Genomic DNA, 23373 nt, shown 5'->3' with positions numbered 1-23373 from the left:
GCACCCTGTCAACCGAGGTGAGCCCATGGACGACAAAATTCGCGCCCTGGCCCGGCTGGTGAAAGAAGGCGGCCGCCTGGTGGTTTTCACCGGCGCGGGCATGTCCACCGAGAGCGGCATCCCCGACTACCGTTCGCCCGGCGGCATCTGGGAGCGCCACAAGCCGGTGATGTATCCCGATTTCGTGGCTCATCCCTGGGCGCGGGAGGATTACTGGCGCTTCTACCAGGAGTGGTTCCCCGGTTTCAGCGAGGCCCGGCCCAATGCCGGGCACCAGGCCCTGGGCCGTTTGCACGCGGCGGGGCTGCTCCGGGGGGTGGTCACCCAGAATGTGGACGGCCTACACCAGGCGGGCGGGGTGCCCGCCGGCGCGGTGGTGGAGCTGCACGGTAACGTGTTTGACACCGCTTGCCTGAGCGGCTGCGGCCACCAGGAGCCCACCGCCGGGGTCCTGGCCCGCTTCACGAACGGGGACAAGGATCCGGCCTGCCCGCAGTGCGGCGGGCTGCTCAAGCCCACCACCATCTCATTCGGCCAAAACCTGGAACGCGCCGCCCTGGAGCGCGCGGCCGAGCTTTGCGCCTCGGCCAACCCGCTGATCGTGGTGGGCTCCAGCCTGGTGGTCACCCCGGCGGCCGAGCTGCCCCAGGCCACTTTGGCCTCGGGCGGGGCCTTGGCCATCCTCAATCGCGACCCCACCCCGCTGGACGGGCGGGCGGAATTGGTGTTCCGGCGACCGGCGGGGGAGGCCTTGGCCGCGCTGGCTGGTGAGTTAGAAAAAAGCCACTTATAACGGCATTAAACCAAATTTAGTTAACAAACAACATTAAGTATTGATTCGGCGTTTTGTGGCTTGTTAGCGCCCTCAGCCAGGTGGTTTTGGCATGTAAAAGGGGGCCGGGCTTTCGCCGGGCCCCCTTAACTTTGAATCACGTTCGGCTGATTACTTGTCCGGGTAATACACCATCACCTTGGGATAGCCCAGGGTGCGCAGGGCATAGTAAGTGGCCGCCGCCTCCTCGGGCTTGTCCGAGTAGCAGACCACCTCTGCCTGCTTGAACACCCCGGCGCTCTCATACATCTTGATCAGGTTCGAGGCGAAATCCAGGATGCCGTAGGCGTGGAAGTTCTTGGCGGCCGGGATGTGCACCACCTTGGCGCCCGCCGGATCAAAGGGCAGCTTGGCGCCCTTTTCCGAAGACACCACGTACACCCGGGGATAACCCAGGAAGTCGGGCTTCTGCACGGCGTCGGCCAGGCGCTTGTCCGCCTGGGGGGAGGCCTTGATCCGCACGGGCTGCACCGCCACGTCGTACTTGACCTTGGCAGGGGCGATGATGGTGGGCTTGTCGGTCAGCTTGAGGTTATGCTCCTGCCAGGCCTTGATGCCGCCGTTGAGAAGCGACACCTTGGGACGGCCCAGGTATTCGGCCAGCCAGAACATCAGGCAGGCCTTGGGGGTGGACTTGTCGTCCACGATCACCAACTCCTTGAAGTCGGCCGCTCCCTTGTCGCCCAAGAGCTTGGCCCACTTGGCCGGGTCCACGCCTTGCCGGGAAACCAGATCCTCGACCGGGAGGTTCACCGCGTAGGGGATGTGGCCGGCCTTAAAGGCCTCGGGAGAGCGCACATCCACGGTCAGCACCTGGGGATCGCGCACCAGATATTGTATGCGGGTGCCGCCCCACCAGCGTACGAAGTAGGGGTCGCGCAGCAGATGCTGGTTGCCGTAGGTGTGCAGGGGCAGGTCGCGGGGATCGTCCAACCAGCCCATGGTGGAACCCTTGTAGTAGTAGCGCACCCGGGGGTAGCCCAACACGTTCTTGAGAGTGAAGTACAGGCAAGAGGCGGCGGGGTTGCCGCCGCAGTAGCAGATGATCTCCTTGTCGGGGGTGGCCCCCACCGAGGCAAAGAGCCGCTTGAGCTCGGCCGGGGACTTCCAGGTCTTGTCCTGGTTGAAGTAGTCGGGATAGGAGACCATCACTGAGCCGGGGATGTGGCCCATCTTGGAGTAGGCCTGAAAGGGCCCGTAGTACCAGACCGGGGTCACCGCGTAGACGATCGCGGTGCCGGGCTTGAACTGCTTGGACAGGATGTAGTCGGTGCTGGCGATCTGGGATTCGTCGCCCGGCTTGGCCACGAAGTCGCCTTGCTTCACCTGGGGGATCTCGGTGGTAACCGGCAGGCCCAGGGCCTTCCACTTGGCCATGCCGCCGTCCAGGATGTAGGCGTTCTTGCAGCCGTTGAAGGTCAGGGTCCAGTAGAAGCGGGGGGCGCGGAAATGCCCGCCATCGTCATAGATGACCACCTTGGAGTTGTTATTAATGCCTAGGGAGCGCATCACCTTCTGGATGTAGGGGGTGGGGCCGTCCTGCCAGGGCAGGGGGTCGGTCTCGCTGTTGATCAGGTCGTTGCCCCCGTAGGATGTGTCGATGCCGTAGGAGAGGTAGTGGTCCTTGTCAAAGGAGCAGCTCACCGCTCCCTTGATGTGGCCGGCCAAGTAGTTCTTGGTGCGCGAGGCGTCGACAATGACCAGATTGGGATCGTTCTGGTGTTGCTGGAGCCACTGGGCGCTGACCAAGCGGCCGGTGGTGGGCTGGGGCGCGGCCAGGGCCGGGACGGCAAGGCCCAGGCACAATAGGGCCAGTATTATTAGAATGATCTTGTGGTGGGGCGGCTTTGCATAACGGCAGGCAGACGTTGCGATATCCATGGTGTTCTCCTCGATGAAGTCGTTCGCCCGGTTGTTAAAAAGCCCTTAAATCAAACCCCCTCCCATATCTCGGCCAACTTGGCCGATACCCGAATGGTGAGTTCACCTAAAATGCTAGCAGCTTGTTATGTGAAAATATAGACAAAATGACGGGGTATGATTCATGGGCAGCAAATTTTACAACAGCTCGGTTTTGCGGAATATTAACAAGGTATTGTGGAATGGGAGCGCCGCCCCATCCCTCACTCCACCAGATTCCCCTCCTCGTCAAAGGGCAAAGGCCGTCCCACCCGGTAGGCCTGGGCCTGGCCGCTGGCGATCTTCTTGCCGTCCTCCTGCCAGACCTCGGCGTCGTAGAGCGCGGTCTTGCGGGTGGCGTTGATCTCGCGGCATTCGGCGAACAGGCGCGCGCCGGGGTCGGCGGTGGTGAGGTAATAGATGTTCAGCGACAGGGCCACGGCGATGGAGCCGTGGGCGTTGCAGGCCAGCTGGAAGGCCTCGTCCAGGAGCGAGAAAACAGCCCCACCGTGCAACATGCCGTAGATGTTGGTCAAATCCTCGCTAAAGGTCATGGCCACCCGGGCGCGGCCCGGTTCTATCTCCAAGACCTCAATGCCCAAAAGCTTGGGGTACTTCTCTTTTTCGACTCGCTTCCAGATGCGCTCCACCGCCTCGTCGCTCATTTTCTACCTCTCGAGCCTGGGCATTAAATAAAGGCCGGGCGTCCGGCTGCGCCAGCCACCGGCATACTGCGTTGCTGGCTGCGCTCGCGCCTCGACGTAGCTAATGGCTACGCCTTCGGCCCTCGCTGGCCAGACGCCTTGTCTGCCCGCGGCTGGCTGTGCCGGATTAAGGCCCAACCTTGAAGCCTTGAACGTCTCCCCCGTAATGACTCCAAGGCCTTTGAACCATCACCTTGATTCCGCCCAACCTTTATGAAATTTCCAGGCTAGGCTGGGTTAGCCGGCAGCTTGCGGTAAGATAGCACGTAACCTTGCCCCAAACCCAGGCCCGGGAGGCCCGCTTGTCCTTGGAAAACGAAATGCAACGCGACCAGGAGTTAGTCCTGGAGATCGAGGAACTGGCCTCAGGCGGCGACGGCCTGGCCCATGGCCCGGACGGCCGGGTGGTGTTCGTGCCCGGCGCCCTGGGCGGCGAGCGGGTGCGCGCCCGTTTGCAGCAGGTCAAAAAGGACTTTGCCCGGGCCGAGCTGTTGGAGGTGGAGCAGGCCTCGCCCGACCGGGTGGAGCCCGAATGCCCCCTGTATGGCCGTTGCGGCGGCTGCCAGCTCCAGCATCTGGCCTATCCCGCCCAGGTGCGCGCCAAAGCCGCCTGGGTGCGCCGGGCGTTGTCGCGCCTGGGCGACCTGCCTGCAGTGGAGGAGGTGGCCTCGCCCAGCCCTTGGGGCTGGCGGCACCGGGTGCGCCTGGCCCTGAGTCCCCAAGGCCCCGGCTTCTACGCGGCGGGCAGCAACCGGGTGGTGCCGGTGGAGCACTGCCCCGTGGCCGCCAGGGAGGTCAACCTGCTGCTCTCGGGCCTGGCCGAGGTAATGACCGGCAGCGGCGGCGAGCATGTCTCCTGGCTGGAGCTTCTGGCCGGGGAGGGGCGCGGCTTCGTCACCTGCGGCCTGGACGCCAAGCGGCCCTTTTCCAACCGCTGGCGCAAGGAGCTTCGCTCCCTGTGCCGCCGGGCCGGAGCCACGGCCACCCGTTTGCACTACCAGGGCCTGGAGCCCTGGGAGCGGGGTCCGGAAGAGGGCGTGGATTACTATCGCCAAGACGACCTGACGCTCAGCGCCTATCCCGGCGAGTTCTGCCAGGCCAACTTCGGGGCCAATGAGCTGCTGATAAACCTGGTGCTGGAGGCGGCGGCGGGCGCGCCCCTCGGCGACACCTTGGAGCTCTACGCGGGCGGGGGTAACTTCACCCTGCCCCTGGCCCAGGCGGGGCGCACCGTGCTGGCCGTGGAGGGCGACCCGGACAGCCACCAGAGCGCCGAGCATCTGGCCGAACGCGAGGGCCTGGCCGGGCTCGTCGAGCAGCACCAGGCCGAGGCCTCCGAGGCCACGGCCAGCCTGGCCGCCCAGGGCGAGAAGTTCGCTCTGGCTCTCTTGGACCCGCCGCGCACCGGGGCCAAGGAGGTGATGCCCTTCCTGGTCAACCTGGGCCCGTCGCGCATCGTGTACATCTCCTGCCACCCGGCGGCCCTGGCCCGCGACGCGGCGGTGCTCCTGGCGGCGGGCTATGCCATGACCCGGCTGTGGACCGTGGACCTTTTCCCCCACACCGGGCACACGGAGGCGGTGCTTGTCTTGGATCGCGCCTAAGCTGCGAATCCTGTGCCTGGCCCTCATTCTGCTGGGCCTGGCCGCTCCGGCCTCCGCCCTGGGGCCTTTCAGCCACTTCACCTTCTGCCGCCAGCTCTGGCCGGTTGTCGGGCCGGAGATCGGCCCGGACCCTGCCCAGCGCGCCCGGCTCTGGCCCCACTTCCTGGCCGGGGCCATTGCTCTGGACGCGGGCTACTACCCCGGCGCGGAGAGCGCCCTGTCCTACAGCATCCACCTGATCAAGCCCTGGGAGCTGACCAGGGCCATGCTGGATCTGGCCCGAACGCCCCAAGAGCAGGCCTTTGCCCTGGGCTGGCTCTCCCACGCCTTTTTGGACATCCGGGCCCACCGCGACCTGGTCAACGTGTTCACCATGGGGCCTTTCTCCGAGCACAAGCTGGCCCACAAGCAGTTCGAATGGGGCCTGGACGCCTGGCTGCTCTCGCGGCCCGAGGGCGCCTGGTTGTGGTCCGCGCCCCTGGCCTGGGATGAAGACCTGGGCCTGTGGCAAAAGGCGCTGGCCCGGGTGTACGGCCGCCAGGTGCCCCGCGCGGTGCTGGCCACGGCCATGCAGGCGCACTACAAAGAGGTCAAACGCCTGCCTTACGTGTTCTGGCTCTCGGGCCAGCTTGAGCGGCCGGGCCGCTGGGCGGGCAATGCCCTGGGCTGGGTTTTGGGCCACAGCGCCCGGCCCTTGTACGTGTGGTGGCTAGCCTGGCGGTACAGCGACATGGACGTGCGGGCGGTGCTCAGCGTGCACCGCGCGACCTCCAAGGACAGGGCGGGCCTCTGGCGCATGATGGAGCTGACCAGGCGAGATATGGGCCGGGTGTTCGGCGGTGATCCCTGGCCCAAGAGCAGCCTGGACGCGGACGTTAACTGCGCCACCGGCCAGTGCCCGGAGGCCAAAAAGGCCAAGGCCTGGCTGGAATCCCTGCCCGCGGCCAAGCCCTAGGGGCGCCCCGGCTTGAGCCCCCTGGGGGGCTATGTTAATTTGGACTCACGGGGCTCCCGGCGAGCGGGGGCCCGGCTTGTTTGGCGGAGCAGGGCGGTTGGAGCCTTTGGAACTATTCACCCGGCGCGAGATCCTCAGTGTGGGCCAGTTGGTGGGGCGCCTCAAGCGCATCACCGAGGAGGCCTTTGATTTCGTGTGGGTGGAGGGCGAGATCAGCGGCCTGCGCACCCCGGCCAGCGGGCACATGTACTTCGCGCTCAAGGACGAACAGGCCTCGCTCAGGGCGGTGCTGTTCAAGCACCAGGCCTCGCTGCTGCGCTTCGCCTTGGAGGAGGGCCTTCAGGTGCTCTGTCAGGGGCGGGTCAGCGTGTACCAGCCCCGGGGCGAGGTGCAGCTGGTGGTGGACTCGGTGGAGCCGCGCGGGGCCGGGGCCCTGGCCCTGGCCTTTGAGCAGCTGCGCAAGCGCCTGGAGGCCGAGGGACTCTTTGACGAGTCCCGCAAGCAGGCCCTGCCCGAGCTGCCCTCCCGGGTGGCGGTGGTCACCAGCCCCAGCGGCGCGGCCATCCGCGACTTTCTCAACGTATTGCACCGCCGCGACTCCAAGGTGGCGGTGGCGGTTTATCCGGTGCGGGTGCAGGGCTTCAACGCCGCGCCCCAGATGATCGAGGCCTTGCAAGACCTGGCCGCGTGGGGCTGGCCTCAGGTGATCGTGCTCACCCGGGGCGGAGGCTCGCCCGAGGACTTGCAGGCCTTCAATGACGAGCACCTGGCCCGGGCCATCTCCGCTTGCCCCATCCCGGTGGTCTCGGCCGTGGGCCACGAGATCGACGTGAGCATCAGCGATCTGGTGGCCGATCTGCGCGCGCCCACCCCTTCGGCGGCGGCCGAGCTGCTGGTCAAGAACCGGGCCGAGCTGGAAGAGAGCCTCAAGCGCCTGTCCCTGCGCCTGGGCCGGGCAGGCGGGCGCATGTTGGCCCGCCGCCGGGCCGAGCTGAGCCATCTGGCCCGCGCCCTGGGCGACCCAACCCGCCGCCTGGCCGACAAGCGCCTCCGGGTGGATGATTTGCTTTCGCGGGCAGGCCACGCCCTGCAATCCGGCCTGCACCAGCGGGGCCGCGCGGTGGGCAAGCTCTATGAGCGGGCCCTGGCCGCCCGGCCGGATAAGCGCCTGGCCGAGACCCGCGCCCGCCAGCGTGAGCTGGCTCTGCGCCTGGCCGTGGCCGGAGCCGAGAGCATCAACACCCCGCGCCAGGGAGTGGCCCGCTTGGAGGCCCGCCTCCGGGCCCTGAGCCCCCTGGCCGTGTTGGGCCGGGGCTATGCCCTGGCCACGGACAGCGAGGGCCGGGTGTTGCGCCGCGCGGGAGACACGGCCAAGGGCAAGAAAATCACCGTGCGCCTGGGCGAGGGCGCGCTGAGGGCCAAGGTGGAGGACATCCTGGAATGAAACGGTATTTGACAGCCATCTTGACCTTGGCGCTCCTGCTCTGCCTGGGCCTGCCCGCCTGGGCGGCCACCTTGCAGGTGGAGCCCTCCCGCCTGGCCCTGGGCCAGCCTGCCTTGCTTCGGGTGTGCCTGGAAGGCTCGCCCAAGCATCTGCGGGCCGAGTTCAAGGGCCGCACCATGGCCCTGGCCAAGGGCAAGGACGGTTGCTGGTACGGGGCCCTGGGCGTGGATTTGCAAGACAAGGCCGGGAAGGCCATCGTGCGCATCAAGGCCGACGGCAAGCAGGTGGCTGCGGCCAAGCTGACCCTCTACCGCCGCGACCGGGGCATCCGCCGCCTCAAGGTGGACCCCAAGTACCTGACCCTGAGCCCCCAGGCCCTGGCCCGCTACAAGAAAGACCGCGCGGCCATGCAAAAGGTCTTCACCTCCTTCACCCCTGAGGGCTACTGGCAAGAGGCCTTCATCCTGCCGCTCAACAGCAAGGTGGTGAGCCTCTTTGGGCGGCGCAGCTTTGTAAACGGCCATGAGCGCAGCCCTCACGGCGGGGTGGATCTGCGCGGGGCCACCGGCACCCCGGTCCCGGCGGCGGCCGACGGCACCGTGGCCCTGGTGCGCGACGCCTACTTCAGCGGCAACACGATTCTCATAGATCACGGCCGTGGGGTCATCACCCGCTACCTGCACCTTTCCGCCGCCCTGGTCAAGCCGGGGCAAAAGGTGAAAAAGGGCGAGATAATAGGTAAAGTTGGAGCCACCGGCAAGGTCACCGGGCCGCATCTGGATTTCGGGGTCAAGCTGGCCGGGGCCCGGGTGGACCCCCAGGAGTGGATCGCGCTGAGCCGAGAGCTTTCGGCGCGCTTGGGAGAATGAGCATGGCCAAAGCCAAGCAGGAGCCGGGTTTCGAAAAGTCCCTGGAGCGGCTGGAAGAGATCGTGGACCAGCTGGAGGAGGGCGAGCTGGAGCTGGAGCAGTCCCTGGCCCTTTTCGAGGAAGGGGTCAAGCTGGCCCAGACCTGCAACCAGCGCCTGGACGAGGCCGAGAAAAAGGTGGCCCTCTTGCTGAAAAACAGCGAGGGCGCCCTGAGCGAGGCCCCCTTTGAGCCGGATGAGGAGGACTAGGCCTTGCGCCTCAAGGATTACCTGAGCTCGCGCCGCCAGAACGTGGACGCCGCCCTGGAGCGCCTGCTGCCCGCCGACGAGGCGGGCGGCCCCATCCTGGAGTCCATGCGCTACAGCCTCTTCGCAGGGGGCAAGCGCCTGCGGCCCATCCTGTGCCTGGCCGGGGCCGAGGCGGTGGGTGGCGATCCCAACCAGGCCATGTACTGCGCCTGCGCCCTGGAAATGGTCCACACCTATTCCCTGATCCATGACGACCTGCCCGCCATGGACGACGACGAGTTTAGGCGCGGCGTGCCCACCAACCACATGGTCTACGGCGAGGGCATGGCGGTGCTGGCCGGCGACGGCCTCCTGACCCAGGCGGCGGTGCTGCTCTGCGACCCCGAGGAGACCAAGGGCCTGGACCCGGTCCGGGTGCTTCGGGCGGCTCGGGTGGTGCTCACCGCTGCGGGCTATCTGGGCATGGTGGGCGGCCAGGCGGTGGACCTGGCCAGCGAGAAGCTCAAGCCGGACCTGGCCACGGTGCAGTACATGCACGCCATGAAGACCGGCGCGCTGCTCACCGCCTCGGTGGAGGCGGGGGCCATCCTGGCCGGGGGCGATGATGATCAGGTGGGCAAGCTCATGCGCTACGGACGGCGCATCGGCCTGGCCTTCCAGATCGCCGACGACCTCCTGGACCTGGAGGGCGACCCCGCCAAGCTGGGCAAGGCGGTGGGAGCGGACCAGGCCCATGGCAAGATGACCTACCCCGCGGTGGTGGGCACCCCCCAGGCCCGGGCCATGGGCCAGGAACTGGTGGACGAGGCCGCGGCCATCGCCGAGAGCCTGGGCGATTGCGCCCACCCCTTGGCCCTCATCGCCCGCTATATCATGGAGCGTACTTACTAGGAAAGTATTGTGCCCAATCTGCCCGCCACAAAAAACCTGCTGCCGAGCATCAACTCCCCGGCGGACCTCAAGGATCTGAACCTCCGGGAGCTGGAGACCCTGGCCCGCGAGTTGCGCCAGGAGATCATCGGCACGGTGGAAAAGACCGGCGGCCACCTGGCGCCCAGCCTGGGGGTGGTGGAACTGACCCTGGCCCTGCACTACGTCTTCGACCTGCCCAAGGATAAGATCGTGTGGGACGTGGGGCACCAGACCTATGCCCACAAGCTCCTCACCGGACGCCGGACCGATTTCCAGACCTTGCGCAAGCTGGGCGGCCTCTCCGGCTTCCCCAAGCGGGCCGAGAGCCCCTACGACAGCTTTGACACCGGCCATTCCTCCACCAGCATCAGCGCGGCCTTGGGCATGGCCGTGGGCGAGCGCCTCAAGGGCGGCGACGGCCGGGTGGTGGCGGTAATCGGCGACGGGTCGCTCACCGCCGGGCTGGCCTACGAGGGGCTCAACCAGGCGGGCGGCATGGACGAGGACCTGATCGTGGTCCTGAACGACAACGGCATGTCCATCGCCCCCAACGTGGGCGCGCTCTCCAAGTTCATGTCGCGCACCCTCTCGGGCCGGGCCTACCAGACCTTCCGCAAGGAGCTGGAGCGCATGTTGGGAGCCCTGCCGGGCATCGGCAAGGATCTGCTGGACATCGCGCGGCGCTCCGAGGAATCCTTCAAGACCTTCTACACCCCGGGGATGCTCTTCGAGGCCTTCAAGTTCAATTACGTGGGACCCATAGACGGGCACAACATCGAACGGCTCATCGAGACACTCAAGAACGTGAAGCCCCTGCAAGGGCCCCAGCTGGTGCACGTGATCACCAAAAAGGGCAAGGGCCACGCCTCGGCCGAGGCCAACCCGGCCCATTACCACGGGGTGGGGGCCAAGGCTCCTGTGGCCAAGAAGAGCACCTCCACTCCGGCGGCCAGCTACACCGAGGTGTTCGGCCAGACCATGGTGGAGCTGGCCAAGGACCGGCCCCAGATGGTGGCCATCACCGCGGCCATGCCCGAGGGCACCGGCCTCTTGCCCTTTGCCGAGGCCTACCCCGACCGCTTCGTGGACGTGGGCATCGCCGAGCAGCACGCGGTCACTTTTGCCGGCGGGCTGGCGGTGCAGGGCTTCCATCCGGTGGTGGCCATCTATTCCACCTTCATGCAGCGCGCCTTTGACCAACTGGTGCACGACGTCTGCCTGATGAACCTGCCGGTGGTCTTTGCCCTGGACCGGGGAGGCATCGTGGGCGAGGACGGAGCCACCCACCAGGGCGTCTTGGACCTTAGCTTCCTGCGCTGCGTGCCCAACCTGAGCATCCTCAGCCCGGCCGACGAGGACGAGCTCCGCCACATGCTGCTCACCGCCGTCGAGCGCCAGGCCCCGGTGGCCCTGCGCTATCCCCGGGGCAAGGGCCGGGGCGTGCCCCACGGCGGCCCGCTCAAGGCGCTGCCCTGGGGCAAGGCCGAGCTGCGGCGCGCGGGCAAGGACGTGGCTCTGATCGGCATCGGGGTGGGCGTGGGCGCGGCCGAAGACGCGGCCGAGCAACTGGTCCAGGAGGGCGTCGAGGCGGCGGTCTTGAACGCGCGTTTTGCCAAGCCCCTGGACGAAGAGGCCATCTGTGAGCTGGCCGCGGCCAGCGGCCGGGTGGTCACCGTGGAGGAGAACGAGGCCGCCGGCGGCTTCGGCTCGGCGGTGCTGGAGCTTCTGTCCCGGCGCGGGCTGGCCGGGGTGCGGGTCAAGGTGGTGGCCCTGAACGACGTCTTCGTGGAGCACGGCACCCAGAGCGAGCTTCGCCGCATCTACGAGGTGGACTGCATCTCCGTGGCCGCCGCGGCCCGCGAACTGCTGGACTAGGCCGTGGCCAAGGGCCGCCGCCTGGACCAGGAGCTGGTGGCCCGGGGCCTGGCCCCCAGCCGCAGCAAGGCCCAGGCCCTCATCCTGGCGGGTCTGGTGCGCATAGACGGCCAGCCCGCGACCAAGGCCGGGCAGCCGGTGGAACCCCAGCACAATCTGGAAGTGGCGGGTCCGGAGCACCCCTATGTTTCGCGCGGAGGGGTGAAACTGGCCGGGGCCTTGGACCACTTCGGCCTGGAGGTGGCGGGGCTCTGCTGCCTGGACGTGGGCGCTTCCACCGGCGGCTTTACCGACTGCCTCTTGCAACGGGGCGCGGCCTCGGTGGTGGCCGTGGACGTGGGCTACGGCCAGATGGCCTGGAAGCTCCGCCAGGACCCCCGCGTCACTTGCATCGAGCGCACCAACGCGCGCAAGCTAGCCGAGGATATGGCTCCCGGCCCCTTCGGCCTCATCGTGGTGGACGTGAGCTTCATCAGCCTCACCCTGGTGCTGCCCAAGCTGGCCCCCCGCCTGGGGCCGGGCGGCTGGCTGCTGCCCATGGTCAAGCCCCAGTTCGAGGCGGGCCGCGAGGCCGTGGGCGCGGGCGGAGTGGTGCGCGATCCACGGGACCAACAGGCCGCGGTAGACAAGGTGAGCCAGTGTCTGGCGTCGCTGAGCCTGAGGGTGCAAGGAGCCGCGCCCAGCCCCATCCAGGGGCCCAAGGGCAATCAGGAGTATTTTCTCCTGGCCCGCAAACCCGTGGAATAGGGGCCATGCCTGTTTACCTGGGGCGGCCATGCCATTACAATTAATCGTTATGCGCCGGACGATCACCATAGCCTTGGCAGCGGGGTTGCTCTTGATGGCGGCCCTGACCGCCCTGGCCGCCGCTCCGGACAATGGCAAGGCCGCGGCAGAGAAAGCGGCGCTGGCCTGGCTGGCCCTGGTGGACCAAGCCGACTGGGCGGGATCGTACAAGACCGCCCACGCCAACCTGACCTCCACCACCGACCGCGCGGCCTGGGACTATCGCCTCAAGGAGCTGCGCGGCGATCTGGGGGACATCAAGGGGCGCAAGCTGGTCAAGGCCGAGTATTCCGGCGACCGGCCCAACCCGCCCGCGCGGCCTTACTGGGCCTTCACCTTTGCCACCCGCACCCAGAAGGTGGGCACCGTGGAAGAGAGCCTCACCTGCCGTCCGGGCCTTGGCGGCGCCTGGCAAGTGAGCGGCTATTTCATAGACTTGAAGTTGTAACCAGTGGAGACCGGTCATGGCCAAACTGACCAAGAAGCAATACAAGAAGCTCAGCGACCAGCTCATGCCCGAAAAGAAGAGCGTGTGGGATCAGGCCGACGCCGCCCAGCGCAAGGAAATCATGAAGCTGGGCGAGCGCTACAAGGAGTTCCTGGACGCGGCCAAGACCGAGCGCATGGCGGTCAAGACCATCCTGGCCCGGGCCCGGGGCAAGGGCTTCAAGATGTACAAGCCGGGCATCAAGGCCAAGCGCCTGGCCTTCAACTACAAGGGCAAGGTGGTGGCCCTGGCTGTGTTGGGCCGCCGCTCCCCGGTCTCGGGCATGCGCCTGCTGGGCTCGCATATCGACGCGCCCCGTTTGGACCTGAAGATGATCCCCCTGTACGAGGACCAGGAGCTGGTGTTCTTGAAGACCCACTACTACGGGGGCATCAAGAAGTACCAGTGGCTGGCCCGGCCCTTGGCCATCCACGGCGTGGTCTGCACCAGCGCGGGCAAGAGCGTGGAGGTGCACATCGGCGACGCTGAGGACGACCCCGTGTTCACCGTGCTGGACCTGCTGCCCCACCTGAGCCGTCAGGTGCAGGAGTCCAAGAAGCTGGGCGACGCGGTGGAGGCCGAGCGCATGAACCTGCTCATCGGTGCGCTGCCCCTGGACGCGGACGGTGGCAAGGCGCGGGTCAAGCTGGCCGTCTTGAAGCTACTCAACGACAAGTACGGCTTCAGCGAGCCGGATCTGGTGAGCGCCGAGCTGGAGCTGGTGCCCGCGGGCAAGGCACGCGACGTGGGTCTGGACCGCGCCCTGGTGGGCGGCTACGGCCAGGACGACCGCTCCAGCGCCTTCGCCTCTTTGGAGGCCATCCTGTCGCTCAAGAACCCGGCCATGACCAGCGTGGCCATCTTTCTGGACAAGGAGGAGATCGGCTCCGAGGGCGCCACCGGAGCCCAGAGCCGCTTCCTGGAGCTCTTGACCTCTTCCCTGCTGGAGGCCGCCGGCGAGTCCGCGTCCTATCAGCAGGTGTTCCACGCCCTGGCCGCCAGCCAGATGCTCTCGGCCGACGTGAACGCGGCCTATGACCCCGACTACCCCGAGGTGCACGACAAGCGCAACGCCGCCTTCCTGGGCTACGGCGTGTGCCTGACCAAGTACACCGGCCACGGCGGCAAGTACGGGGCCAGCGACGCGGACGCGGAGTACGTGGCCTGGCTGCGCAAGGTATGGGACGACGCCAAGGTGGCCTGGCAACCGGCGGGCATGGGCCGGGTGGACCAGGGCGGCGGCGGCACCATCGCCAAGCACATGGCGGTTTACGGCATGGACATCATCGACGTGGGACCCTCCATGCTGGCCATGCACTCGCCCTTTGAGATCAGCTCCAAGGCGGACATGCTCTCCTCGGTTATGGCCTACCAGGCCTTTTACGAGGCCGCGCCCGTGCCCGCCAGCGCGGGACGCACCCTGTGAAAGAGCTTATCGGCCTGATGGTCCACCGCTGCCCCCAGTGCGGGCAGCCGGTGGAAGAGGAGGGGCTTTGCCCCATGTGCAAGCCCCGCGAGCAGCAGGACACGGAGTGGAAGGACTGCTCTCCGGCCATGCCCGACTGCGACTGCCCCATCATCGGCTACGCCAAGTTCCACCTGCCCGGCTGCAAGTATTTCTAGGATAGTCACTTGACCCCTTTGCCCGATCCGTCCGGTCTGGGCGTCTGGAGCCTGCTGGCCACCAGCTTCGTCATCGGCCTATCCGGCGCGGTGATGCCCGGCCCGGTGCTGGCGGTCACCGTGACCCATGCCGCCCGCCAGGGCGTGAAGGCCGGGCCCCTGGTGGTTCTGGGCCACGCCATCCTGGAGGCAGCGCTGTTGGCCGCGCTGGTGCTGGGTTTGGCTCCGGTGCTCACCAAGCCGACCGTGGCCGGGATCATCGGCGGGGTGGGGGCGCTTATCCTGGTGTGGCTGGCCTGGGGCATGTTCCGGGCCTTACCGGGCATGAGCCTGAAGCTGGAAGAGGGCAAGGCCCGGGCGGCCGGGCCGGTGCGCGACGGCTTCCTGCTCAGCCTGGCCAACCCCTACTGGTCGCTGTGGTGGGCCACGGTGGGCCTGTCGCTCACCGCCATGGCCCTGGACACGCCCCTGGGCTGGTGGGGCCTGGTGATCTTCTACCTGGGCCACATCAGCTCGGACTTCGTGTGGTACTTGTTCGTGTCGCTGGTGGTGGCCAAGGGCCGCCGCTTCATCAACGACACGGCCTATCGGGGGCTGGTGGGGGTGTGCGCCGGGTTCCTGGTGTTTTTCGCCGCCTACTTCGCCTGGTTCGCCTGGCAGCAGTTCGGGGCCTGATTTCTCAGGCCGTCAATGAGGCGGGAAGGGGAGGGTGGCTCCCAGCGTCCAGGCACGACGAAGCGGCCGCCCCGCGTTGGGGGAGCGGCCGCTTGGCAAACGCGGAGAAGGAACCTAGCGCGTGGTGCGGGCGCGGGCCCGGGCGATCTGACGCCGCAGGCGCCGGCGAGCCTGGCGCTCCTTGCGCCGACGCATGTCCGACGGCTTTTCGTGCCAGCGTTTTTCCTTGAGCTGGCGGAAAACGCCTTCCTTGGTCAGCTTGCGCTTGAGAACCTTGATGGCCTTCTCGACGTTGTTGTCCACTACCTGGACTTGCACAGCAATCACCACCCTCTATAACATTAAGTTGTGAATCGAACCCGCTCCGCCCCCCTGGGCGGAAACAGTTGGTAAATATAGCCAAAACCTAGGTATCTGTAAAGGGTTAAAAGCAAGGGGGCGGCGATAATAAATGGCCCGGCGCGCACGAGGAATAAGCTTGGCTTTGGGCGGGGGCGGAGCCCGCGGCTTCGCCCACGTGGGGGTCATCGAGGCCTTCGAGGCCCACGGCGTGGTTATCGATAACATCGTGGGGGTCAGCGCCGGGGCGGTGGCGGGGGCGGGCTATGCCCTGGGCTACTCCACCACCAAGATGCGCGAGCAGGTGCTGGCCTTTTCCGAAACCGAACTGGCGCGCCATCCCCGCCTGGCGGCCATGCGCTCCAACGACGAGCAGAGCTGCCATGGATTGGCCGACCGGGTGACCCGCCTGTTCTGCCAGGGGCTTCTGGTAAAATCCTTTTTCCTGGACCGCGCCCTGGTGGGGGCCGATTTTTTCCATGAGATGGTGCGCTTTTTCCTGCCGCCCGCCAAAATAGAGGACGCGCGCATCCCCTTTGCCGCCGTGGCCACCGACGTGATCAGCGGCGAGGCGGTGCTTCTGGAGCACGGCGACCTGCGCCGCGCGGTGCAGGCCAGCTGTTCGGTGCCCGGGGTGGCCGAGCCGGTGGAACTGAACGGCCGCCATCTCATCGACGGCGGGGCGGTGTGCCTGGTGCCCACCGACTTCGCCCGCCGCCTGGGCAAGGGAGGCCTGGTGGTGGCGGTGAACGTGGACCGCGAGGTGGCGGTGAGCGACCTGCCCGGTCAGGCCATGGAGTACTACTTGCGAGCCACCGAGATACAGAGCTATCACCTGGCCCAACTCCTGTGCGAGCAGGCCGACCTGGCCCTGCAACCCGCCCTGGGCGACGTGCACTGGGCCGACTTCGGCCGCAGCGCCTGGATCATGGACCAGGGCCGCCGGGCCGGGGAAGAGGCCTGGCAGAATCTGGAGCGCTTGCTCAAGTCCGGCGGCCCCTGGTGGAAGCGCCTGCTTCGGGGCGGGGAGGCGGCGCGGTGAGCTTGTTCCAAGAGCCCGAAGCGCCCAACGCCCCGCCTGCCAATGCCCCCCTGGCCGAGCGCCTACGCCCCCATGACCTGGCCGATTTCGCGGGCCAGGAGCATCTCATGGGCCCGGGCAAGCCGCTGATGAAGCTCATGGAGCAGGGGCAGCCCGCCTCGTTGATCTTCTGGGGCCCGCCGGGCACTGGCAAAACCACCCTGGCCCGCCTCCTGGCCCGCTCCTGGGACGCCCATTTCAGCGAGTTCTCGGCCGTGCTCTCGGGCGTGGCCGAAGTGCGCCGCGAGGTGGCCGCTGCCCGCGACCGCTTGCGCGGCGGACGGCGCACCGTCCTGTTCGTGGACGAGATCCACCGTTTCAACAAGGCCCAGCAGGATGCCTTCCTGCCCCACGTGGAGTCCGGGGTGATCTCCCTTTTGGGAGCCACCACCGAAAACCCCAGCTTCGAGATAATTCCGGCGCTCTTGTCCCGGCTCAGGGTCATGGTGCTCCATCCCCTGGGACCGGCCGAGCTGGAGAGCATCCTGGCCCGGGCGCTCAGCGACCCGGAGCGCGGCCTGGGCGGCCTGGGCATAGAGGTGACTCCCGAGGCGGCCGAGCATCTGATCAACGCGGCCTTTGGCGACGCCCGGCGGCTCCTGGTGGTCTTGGAGGTGGCGGCCCAGGCGGCCCCCCTGGGCAAGGCCGGGGGCAAGCTCATCGACCTGGAGCTGGCCGAGGAGGCGGTGGGCAAAAAGGCCCTGCGCTACGACAAGGCCGGCGAGGAGCACTACAACCTCATCAGCGCGCTGCACAAGTCGCTCCGGGGCTCGGACCCGGATGCGGCGCTCTACTGGCTGGCCCGCATGTTGGAAGCGGGCGAGTCGCCGCACTACATCCTGCGGCGGCTGTGCAACTTCGCCTGCGAGGACGTGGGCCTGGCCGATCCCTACGCCCTGAACCAGGTCATCGCCGCGCTCAGGGCCTTTGACCTCATGGGCCTGCCCGAGGGCGATTTGCCCATCGCCCAGGCGGTGGTCTACCTGGCCCTGGCCCCCAAGACCAACGCCCTGTACACTGCCTTCAGCGCGGCCAAACGGGACGCCCGCGAACTGGGGCCCCTGGAAGTGCCGCTCCATATCCGCAACCCCTCCACCCGCCTGATGAAAGAGCTGGACTACGGCAAAGGCTACCAGTACCCGCACGACTTCGAGAATGCGGTGGTGGCCCAGGAGTTTTTGCCCGAGCGGCTGCGCGGACGGAGCTACTACCGCCCCAGCCAGCGGGGTCGCGAAAAATTCCTAAGGGAGCGTTTGGAAAAATTAAGGCAGGCCAAGGCCCGCCTCGCTTCGGAAAAGGATAAGGGGAAAAGTTAGTCTACTTGACCACCCTCAGTTGGGGACGGCCCACTTCCTCGGGGCAGTTCTTCTGGGCGTGCTTGCTGGCCATGGAACATTTGAAACGCACCGCGTTGATCAGGAAAAAGATGATCACCGAGCGTTCCCATTCCAGGCTATTGTCGCAATCGTCCATGCGGGCTTGCATTTCGGGCAGGAATTCGTTGAGGTCGTTGGCGTCCATATCCAAGATCTGGTCCGCCAGATGATCGAGCATATCCCGCACACGAACCTCCAGCCTTGGGAATACCGATTTGCATCTGCATTTTTTGCACTTGAGATTGTTCATTACATAGCTCGTTTGTAAAGCTTTGTCAAATCTATATGGCCTTGAGGGGGCGGCAGCCACAACGTATAATCATCCCAACTACTAATGAGCAATTGCCGTGCTCCGGCGGGTGTGCCGCATGGGAGAGCGGAAAGGGATGTCGGCTATGGCCAAACGCGGTGTGAAGGTAGATTACGCATACTGCCGGGAGGAGATCATCGGCGCGCACGGGTTCACCCAGGCGCGGCTGAACGACCTGGCCCCGGCGGTGGAGGCGGTTCACCAACGCATAACTTCGCAGCACGCCGCCGGACAACTGGGCTTCATGGACCTGCCCGCCCAAGACGAGGTGCTGGAGCAGGTGTTGGAGCAGGCGTCCCGCCTGCGCTCCATCGCCGACGAGCTGGTGGTCTTGGGCATCGGGGGCAGCGCCCTGGGCACCACTGCGGTGGACATGGCCCTCAAGGGCGCTCTGCGCCACGCCCTGCCGCCCGGCCCGGACGGCATGAGGGTCTTCGTGGCCGATAACAGCGACCCCCGCTTCTTCGGCGCGGTGCTGGACCAGGTGGACCTGGAGCGCACCGCCTTCTGCGTGATCAGCAAAAGCGGATCCACCGCCGAGACCATGTCCCAGTTCCTCATCGTCAAGGAGCTGTTGGAGCGCCGCCTGGGCAAAGAAGAGGCGCTTAGGCGTTTGGTGTTCATCACCGATCCCCAGAAAGGCAACCTCCGGCTCATCGCCGAGGACGAGCCCGTGGCCATCCTCAACGTGCCGCCCAATGTGGGCGGGCGCTACTCGGTGCTCACCCCGGTGGGCCTTTTGCCCCTGGCCTGCGCGGGGCATGACGTGGCCGCCTTGCTCTCGGGCGCGGCGGCCATGGCCGCGGACTGCACCAGCCCGGACCTCATGAAAAATCCGGCCTACCTGGTAGGCGCGCTCAATGTGGGCTTCTACCGCCAGGGGCGCAACGTCCTGGTGATGATGCCCTATGCCACCGACCTGTTCGGACTGGCCCAATGGTTCGCCCAGCTCTGGGCCGAGTCCCTGGGCAAGGCGGTGTCCTTGAAGGGCGACGAGGTGCATCTGGGCCAAACCCCGGTGGCTGCGGTGGGGGCCACGGACCAGCACTCCCAGCTCCAGCTCTACATGGAAGGGCCCCAGGACAAGCTGGTCATGTTCCTCACCCTGGACAACTACGGCCGCGACCTGGTGATTCCCGAGCTCTACCCCAAGATCGACGCCCTGAGCTATCTGGGCGGGCGCTCCTTGGCCGAGCTGGTGCACGCCGAGAGCCGGGCCACCGCCGCCGCCTTGGCCAGCCAGGGGCGGCCCTCCTATAGCCTGCGCCTGCCCGCCGTCTCGCCCGAGACCCTGGGCGAGGTGATCTACCTCCTGGAGCTGGCCACGGTCATGGCCGGCGGCCTCATGGAGATCAACCCCCTGGACCAGCCCGGCGTGGAGCTAAGTAAGCAGCTCTCCTACGGCCTCATGGGCCGCAAGGGCTTCGAGGCCCAGGCCGAGCGCATGAGGGCCCTGGACGCCGGCGAAAAGTACCTGGTGTAAGGGCGGGACGGCTTGAGCGAGTCCAACGCCGCCGCGCTGCCCCCACCCGGGGGGTTCAGCCAGAGCGAGGCTGCCAAGCCGTTTCAGCTGGTCAAGTATTTCTCGGTCACCAGCCTTATCATCATCCTGTTGTTCAGCCTGCTCATCTCCAGCGCGGTGAGCCGTAGGGCTTCGCAGTTCTTTTTGCAGAAGCGCGAGCAATACGCCCTGCTTTTGGCCGAGAACCTGAACCACCAGGTGATGACCCGCTTCGTGGTGCCCGCCATCACCAGCCACGGCGGCATCAACGTGGGCCAGCCCGAGCAGTTCACCCTCCTGGACGCGGTGGTCAAGAACACCATCCATTCCCTGCATGTGCTCAAGGTCAATATCCTGGACCTGGAGGGCAACATCATCTACTCCACCCAGCCCGACTACATCGGGCGGGTGAGCAACGAGGGGGCCGCCTTCCAGGGGGCGGTGGCGGGCAAGGCGGTGAGCGTCATCGAGCCCGCGCCCAACTTCTTTGAGGCGGGCGGGGGCCAGCGGGTGCTCAAGACCTTCATCCCCCTCAGGGACGAGCGACGCCGCACCGCCGAGCTGGGGCCGCCCCGGGCGGTGTTCGAGATCACCCTGGACCTGGCCCAGGACTTCCAGGAGGTCTGGTACAACCAGCTGTTGATCCTGGCCACCCTGCTGGTGATGATGGCCCTGCTGTTCGTGATCCTGCGCTCCATCGTGATCCGGGGCCAGCGCATCATGGCCCGCCGCGCGGCGGAGCAGGCCCGCCTGGAGGAGCAGCTCAACCAGGCCGAGCGTCTGGCCTCCTTGGGGCGCATGATCGCGGGCGTGGCCCACGAGATACGAAATCCCCTGGGCATCGTGCGCTCCACGGCCGAGCTGTTGGGCAGCAAGGTGGAGGACAGCTCCAAGCCTCTGGCCGGGGTCATTGTGGAGGAGAGCACCCGCCTCAACCAGATCGTTACCGAGTTCCTGGACTTCGCCCGCCCCCAGCAGCCCCAGCTCCAGGCCATGGCCGTGGAGGAGGTGCTGGAGCGCAACCTGGAGTTCCTGGGGCGCGAGGCGGTGCGGCTGGGCATCCGGGTGGAGCGGGAGTACCAGAGGCCCACCATCCTGGCCCTGGGCGACGCGGACTTGCTATACCGGGCCTTTTTGAATATTTTCAACAACGCCCTGCAAGCCATGAATCACGGCGGAGTGCTGCGGGTGGCCACCGCCGGGGTGGAGCGCGGCGGCCGCCAATTCGTGCAGATCACGGTGAGCGACACCGGTCCGGGCTTCGATCCCGAGGCCACGGGCCGGCTCCTGGACCCCTTCTTCACCACCAAGGAAAAGGGCACTGGGCTGGGGCTATCCATCGTGAGCAACATCATCGCCAGCCACCGGGGCCTGGTGGAGGTGGGCAACACGCCGGACGGCGGGGCCCAGGTAATAGTGCTCCTGCCTCGGCCCTACGAGACCTAGGAAGCGGATAGGCCAGTGGAACGCATCCTCATAGTCGACGACGAGAAGAACTACCTGGTGGTCTTGCAGGCCCTGTTGGCTGACGCGGGCTACGAGGTGTTCACGGCTAACAGCGGCTCCCAGGCCCTGGCCCAGGCTGCCGAGGATGAGCCCGACCTGGTCATCACCGACATGCGCATGCCCACCATGACCGGGGTGGAGCTTATCCGCCGCCTCAAGGAGCGCTTCCCGGACGTGCTGATCATCGTGATGACCGCCTACGGCACGGTGGAAAACGCGGTTGAGGCCATGAAGGCCGGGGCGGTGGACTACATCACCAAGCCTTTCGAGAACACCGAGCTGCTGCTCACCGTGCAAAAGGCGCTCAAGATGCGCCGCCTGCTGGCCCAGAATCGGCTGCTCAAGGAGGAGCTCAAAGGATTCGGCGAGATCATCGGCGACAGCAAGGTCATGCGCGAGGTGTACGAGCTGATCGACAAGGTGGCCGCCACCAAGGCCACGGTGCTCCTCACCGGCGAGAGCGGCACGGGCAAGGAGCTGATCGCCCGGGCCATCCACGCCCGCTCCCCCCGGGCCGAGGAGCCCTTCGTGGCGGTCAACTGCATGGCCCTTACCGAGACCCTGCTGGAGAGTGAGCTGTTCGGTCACGAGAAGGGCGCCTTCACCGGGGCCAGCGCCCGGCGCAAGGGCCGCTTCGAGCTGGCCCATGGGGGCACCCTGTTCCTGGACGAGGTAGGCGAGATGGGCCCCAGCCTGCAAGTGAAGCTCTTGCGCGTGCTGCAGGAGCGGACCTTCGAGCGGGTGGGGGGCAACCAGCCCATCAAGGTGGATGTGCGCATCGTGGCCGCCACCAACCGCGACCTGGCCGAGGCGGTGGAGGAGGGCTCCTTCCGCGAGGACCTGTTCTATCGCTTAAACGTGGTGCGCGTCGACCTGCCTCCCCTCAGCTCGCGCATGGAGGACCTACCCGCTCTGGTGGCCCACTTCGTAAACAAGTACGCCGCCGAGGTGGGCCGCCCCGCGCCCGAGGTCTCCCAGGAGGCCATGGAGGTGATCTACCGCCACCCCTGGCCGGGCAACGTTCGCGAGCTGGAGAACGCCATCGAGCGGGCGGTGATCCTGGCCGGCGAACGCATCACCCCGGCCGACCTCCCCTTGGAGATGCGGCCAGCCGCCACGCCTGCCGAGGCGGCCCCGCCTCCCAGCGGGGTGAACCTTAACGAGGCCTTGGAAGACCTGGAGCAGCGCATGATCCTCCAGGCCCTTAAGGAGGCCGACGGCGTGGCCGCCCACGCGGCCGAGGCCCTGGGGCTCACCAAATCGAATCTGGCCTACAAGCTGAAAAAGTACGGGATCAGTTAGAGCGGCGTTGGGGCCGGAGTTATAGCCGGGAGATGTAGGGGCGGGGTTTATCCCCGCCCCTTTGCTTTGCTCGGGCCGCGTTGGGCGGGGATAAACCCCGCCCCTACGCCAGACAAAAGAATATTCAGCGTATTCATTTCTTGCCGGCCCCGACAGCTTGTCTGGCGGGGTCGTGGCGCTTAGCGGCGCGACAAGAAATCCATAAAACAATGCGCGTGGTTGCCAATGCGTTTCTTGTGGCTGCGCCACCCCGATAGCAGAGCTATCAAGGCCAACAGAGCCAGGATTATTTTTACCCGCCTTAATTTCCTTAGCGCAAAATTTAGAGAAGCCGCCGCTACCTTACCGCCGTGACCACCATGACCTCACCCTTATCCAGCCTGAAGCGCCCGCCCCGGAAACCGGGATGCACCTGCACCCGCCGCCAGCCCTGAAACAGGCGCTGCACGTCGGGCAGGCGCAAGACGCGCACCAGAGTGGTCAGCTCCCGGCAGTCGTCCAGGCGCATCTCCTCCAGGCCCCGCGCGGCCTCGCGGCAGCTCATGCCCGCTTGATACTCCCGCCACAGAGGCGCGTCCCTGCCGGGTGGGAAGCTGGACGGGTGAGGCAGCTCCACCACCAGCATCCCTCCGCGCATCAGCACCCGCCTAGCCTCGGCCAGGGCGGCCTCCAGCTCGCCGGGCGCGGTGAGGTGGATCAGGGTGGCGTGGAGGCTCACGACCGTGGCGAAGCTCTGATCGCGGAAGGGAAGGCCCCGGGCCGCGTCGGCCAGGACCAGGGGGAAGCTGCCGGTTTGGCGGCAGCGGGCCAGCATGGCCGGGGAGCAGTCCAGGCCGAAGGGGGTGAAGCCCGCCCGGCTCAGGAGCCCCAACATGCGGCCCGTGCCGCAGCCCAGGTCCAGCAGGCGGCCGGAAGGACAACGCCGCCCCAGCCAGGCGGCTTGCACCAGGCTGTGGCGGCGCGGGTAGGCGTATTGGCGGTCGTAGACCTCGGCCACCTGGTCGTAGAAGCGGCTGCGTTCCAGGGGGCCCAAGGTGCTCGCGCC

At 66.8% G+C, this 23373-nt stretch carries 23 protein-coding genes; 18 read left to right on the top strand and 5 right to left on the bottom strand.

The annotated features are described in order from the left end of the window. Positions 1-25: 25 nt before the first annotated feature. Complete coding sequence (locus KQH53_20010) at positions 26-793, top strand: Sir2 family NAD-dependent protein deacetylase (protein MCB2228970.1); 768 nt, start codon at positions 26-28, stop codon at positions 791-793. A 150-nt stretch (positions 794-943) separates the two neighbouring features. Here the strand turns inward: KQH53_20010 and KQH53_20005 are convergent, their stop codons facing one another. Then, complete coding sequence (locus KQH53_20005; GenBank protein MCB2228969.1) at positions 944-2713, bottom strand: hypothetical protein; 1770 nt, start codon at positions 2711-2713, stop codon at positions 944-946. Between the two features lie 242 nt (positions 2714-2955). Continuing rightward, entirely contained in the window at positions 2956-3396 is a 441-nt protein-coding gene (locus KQH53_20000; protein MCB2228968.1) for a PaaI family thioesterase, read from the bottom strand. A 341-nt stretch (positions 3397-3737) separates the two neighbouring features. On the opposite strand from KQH53_20000, the gene KQH53_19995 reads away from it, so the two are divergent. The 12 genes from KQH53_19995 (at position 3738) to KQH53_19940 (ending at position 14913) form a co-directional block, all read left to right on the top strand. Further along, the gene (locus tag KQH53_19995) at positions 3738-5039 is read left to right on the top strand and encodes a TRAM domain-containing protein (GenBank protein ID MCB2228967.1); all 1302 of its coding nucleotides are present in this window, start codon (positions 3738-3740) and stop codon (positions 5037-5039) included. Then, entirely contained in the window at positions 5020-5994 is a 975-nt protein-coding gene (locus KQH53_19990) for a zinc dependent phospholipase C family protein (GenBank protein ID MCB2228966.1), read from the top strand. Before KQH53_19995 ends, KQH53_19990 begins: the two co-directional genes overlap by 20 nt. Before the next feature lie 106 nt (positions 5995-6100). Beyond that, positions 6101-7438 carry an exodeoxyribonuclease VII large subunit gene (xseA, locus tag KQH53_19985; protein MCB2228965.1) on the top strand — a complete coding sequence of 446 codons (1338 nt, stop codon included), beginning with the start codon at positions 6101-6103 and terminating at the stop codon, positions 7436-7438. Beyond that, positions 7435-8307, top strand: a complete 873-nt coding sequence (locus tag KQH53_19980) for a M23 family metallopeptidase (GenBank protein ID MCB2228964.1) — start codon at positions 7435-7437, stop codon at positions 8305-8307. The genes xseA and KQH53_19980 overlap by 4 nt, the downstream gene beginning before the upstream one ends. A 2-nt stretch (positions 8308-8309) precedes the next feature. Continuing rightward, positions 8310-8555 (top strand): exodeoxyribonuclease VII small subunit, encoded by a 246-nt coding sequence (locus tag KQH53_19975; GenBank protein ID MCB2228963.1) that lies wholly within the window; start codon positions 8310-8312, stop codon positions 8553-8555. Positions 8556-8558: 3 nt separating this feature from the next. Further along, entirely contained in the window at positions 8559-9446 is an 888-nt protein-coding gene (locus tag KQH53_19970) for a polyprenyl synthetase family protein (GenBank protein MCB2228962.1), read from the top strand. 6 nt (positions 9447-9452) lie between these two features. Beyond that, a complete protein-coding gene (gene dxs / locus KQH53_19965) occupies positions 9453-11342 on the top strand; it encodes a 1-deoxy-D-xylulose-5-phosphate synthase (protein MCB2228961.1) in 1890 nt (629 codons plus the stop codon). 3 nt (positions 11343-11345) lie between these two features. Further along, a complete protein-coding gene (locus KQH53_19960; protein MCB2228960.1) occupies positions 11346-12089 on the top strand; it encodes a TlyA family RNA methyltransferase in 744 nt (247 codons plus the stop codon). Positions 12090-12117: 28 nt separating this feature from the next. Continuing rightward, complete coding sequence (locus KQH53_19955) at positions 12118-12576, top strand: DUF4019 domain-containing protein (protein MCB2228959.1); 459 nt, start codon at positions 12118-12120, stop codon at positions 12574-12576. Positions 12577-12592: 16 nt separating this feature from the next. Further along, a complete protein-coding gene (locus tag KQH53_19950; protein MCB2228958.1) occupies positions 12593-14041 on the top strand; it encodes an aminopeptidase in 1449 nt (482 codons plus the stop codon). Further along, positions 14038-14238 carry a hypothetical protein gene (locus tag KQH53_19945; protein MCB2228957.1) on the top strand — a complete coding sequence of 67 codons (201 nt, stop codon included), beginning with the start codon at positions 14038-14040 and terminating at the stop codon, positions 14236-14238. The genes KQH53_19950 and KQH53_19945 overlap by 4 nt, the downstream gene beginning before the upstream one ends. 9 nt (positions 14239-14247) lie before the next feature. Further along, positions 14248-14913 carry a LysE family translocator gene (locus KQH53_19940; protein MCB2228956.1) on the top strand — a complete coding sequence of 222 codons (666 nt, stop codon included), beginning with the start codon at positions 14248-14250 and terminating at the stop codon, positions 14911-14913. A 114-nt stretch (positions 14914-15027) separates the two neighbouring features. On the opposite strand, the gene rpsU is transcribed toward KQH53_19940, so the two are convergent. Continuing rightward, positions 15028-15231, bottom strand: a complete 204-nt coding sequence (gene rpsU, locus KQH53_19935) for a 30S ribosomal protein S21 (GenBank protein ID MCB2228955.1) — start codon at positions 15229-15231, stop codon at positions 15028-15030. Positions 15232-15391: 160 nt separating this feature from the next. Between rpsU and KQH53_19930 the strand changes: the two genes are divergently transcribed. Continuing rightward, positions 15392-16294 carry a patatin-like phospholipase family protein gene (locus KQH53_19930; protein MCB2228954.1) on the top strand — a complete coding sequence of 301 codons (903 nt, stop codon included), beginning with the start codon at positions 15392-15394 and terminating at the stop codon, positions 16292-16294. Continuing rightward, positions 16291-17649, top strand: a complete 1359-nt coding sequence (locus tag KQH53_19925) for a replication-associated recombination protein A (GenBank protein MCB2228953.1) — start codon at positions 16291-16293, stop codon at positions 17647-17649. The genes KQH53_19930 and KQH53_19925 overlap by 4 nt, the downstream gene beginning before the upstream one ends. Before the next feature lies 1 nt (position 17650). Here the strand turns inward: KQH53_19925 and KQH53_19920 are convergent, their stop codons facing one another. Beyond that, a complete protein-coding gene (locus KQH53_19920) occupies positions 17651-17887 on the bottom strand; it encodes a hypothetical protein (protein MCB2228952.1) in 237 nt (78 codons plus the stop codon). 217 nt (positions 17888-18104) lie between these two features. On the opposite strand from KQH53_19920, the gene KQH53_19915 reads away from it, so the two are divergent. The 3 genes from KQH53_19915 to KQH53_19905 are packed head-to-tail and all read left to right on the top strand — an operon-like array spanning position 18105 to position 22328. Next, on the top strand, positions 18105-19502 hold the full coding sequence (locus KQH53_19915; protein ID MCB2228951.1) for a glucose-6-phosphate isomerase: 1398 nt from the start codon (positions 18105-18107) through the stop codon (positions 19500-19502). Between the two features lie 12 nt (positions 19503-19514). Next, entirely contained in the window at positions 19515-20966 is a 1452-nt protein-coding gene (locus tag KQH53_19910) for a hypothetical protein (GenBank protein ID MCB2228950.1), read from the top strand. Between the two features lie 15 nt (positions 20967-20981). Next, positions 20982-22328 carry a sigma-54 dependent transcriptional regulator gene (locus KQH53_19905; GenBank protein MCB2228949.1) on the top strand — a complete coding sequence of 449 codons (1347 nt, stop codon included), beginning with the start codon at positions 20982-20984 and terminating at the stop codon, positions 22326-22328. A gap of 337 nt (positions 22329-22665) precedes the next feature. Here the strand turns inward: KQH53_19905 and KQH53_19900 are convergent, their stop codons facing one another. Beyond that, positions 22666-23361 carry a methyltransferase domain-containing protein gene (locus KQH53_19900; protein MCB2228948.1) on the bottom strand — a complete coding sequence of 232 codons (696 nt, stop codon included), beginning with the start codon at positions 23359-23361 and terminating at the stop codon, positions 22666-22668. Positions 23362-23373: the final 12 nt, after the last annotated feature.

The organism is Desulfarculaceae bacterium, assembly GCA_020444545.1.
GTDB lineage: Bacteria > Desulfobacterota > Desulfarculia > Desulfarculales > Desulfarculaceae > Desulfoferula.
The sequence above is the reverse complement of the archived record's forward strand: the minus strand, read 5'-3'. Positions and strand labels throughout refer to the sequence as shown.

Coding starts and splice junctions, on each gene's coding strand:
- KQH53_19915 (MCB2228951.1), top strand. CDS start 18,105: ATGGCCAAACGCGGTGTGAAGGTAGATTACGCATACTGCCGGGAGGAG.
- KQH53_19955 (MCB2228959.1), top strand. CDS start 12,118: ATGCCATTACAATTAATCGTTATGCGCCGGACGATCACCATAGCCTTG.
- KQH53_19975 (MCB2228963.1), top strand. CDS start 8,310: ATGGCCAAAGCCAAGCAGGAGCCGGGTTTCGAAAAGTCCCTGGAGCGG.
- KQH53_19920 (MCB2228952.1), bottom strand. CDS start 17,887: ATGCTCGATCATCTGGCGGACCAGATCTTGGATATGGACGCCAACGAC.
- KQH53_19980 (MCB2228964.1), top strand. CDS start 7,435: ATGAAACGGTATTTGACAGCCATCTTGACCTTGGCGCTCCTGCTCTGC.
- KQH53_20010 (MCB2228970.1), top strand. CDS start 26: ATGGACGACAAAATTCGCGCCCTGGCCCGGCTGGTGAAAGAAGGCGGC.
- KQH53_20005 (MCB2228969.1), bottom strand. CDS start 2,713: ATGGATATCGCAACGTCTGCCTGCCGTTATGCAAAGCCGCCCCACCAC.
- KQH53_20000 (MCB2228968.1), bottom strand. CDS start 3,396: ATGAGCGACGAGGCGGTGGAGCGCATCTGGAAGCGAGTCGAAAAAGAG.
- KQH53_19950 (MCB2228958.1), top strand. CDS start 12,593: ATGGCCAAACTGACCAAGAAGCAATACAAGAAGCTCAGCGACCAGCTC.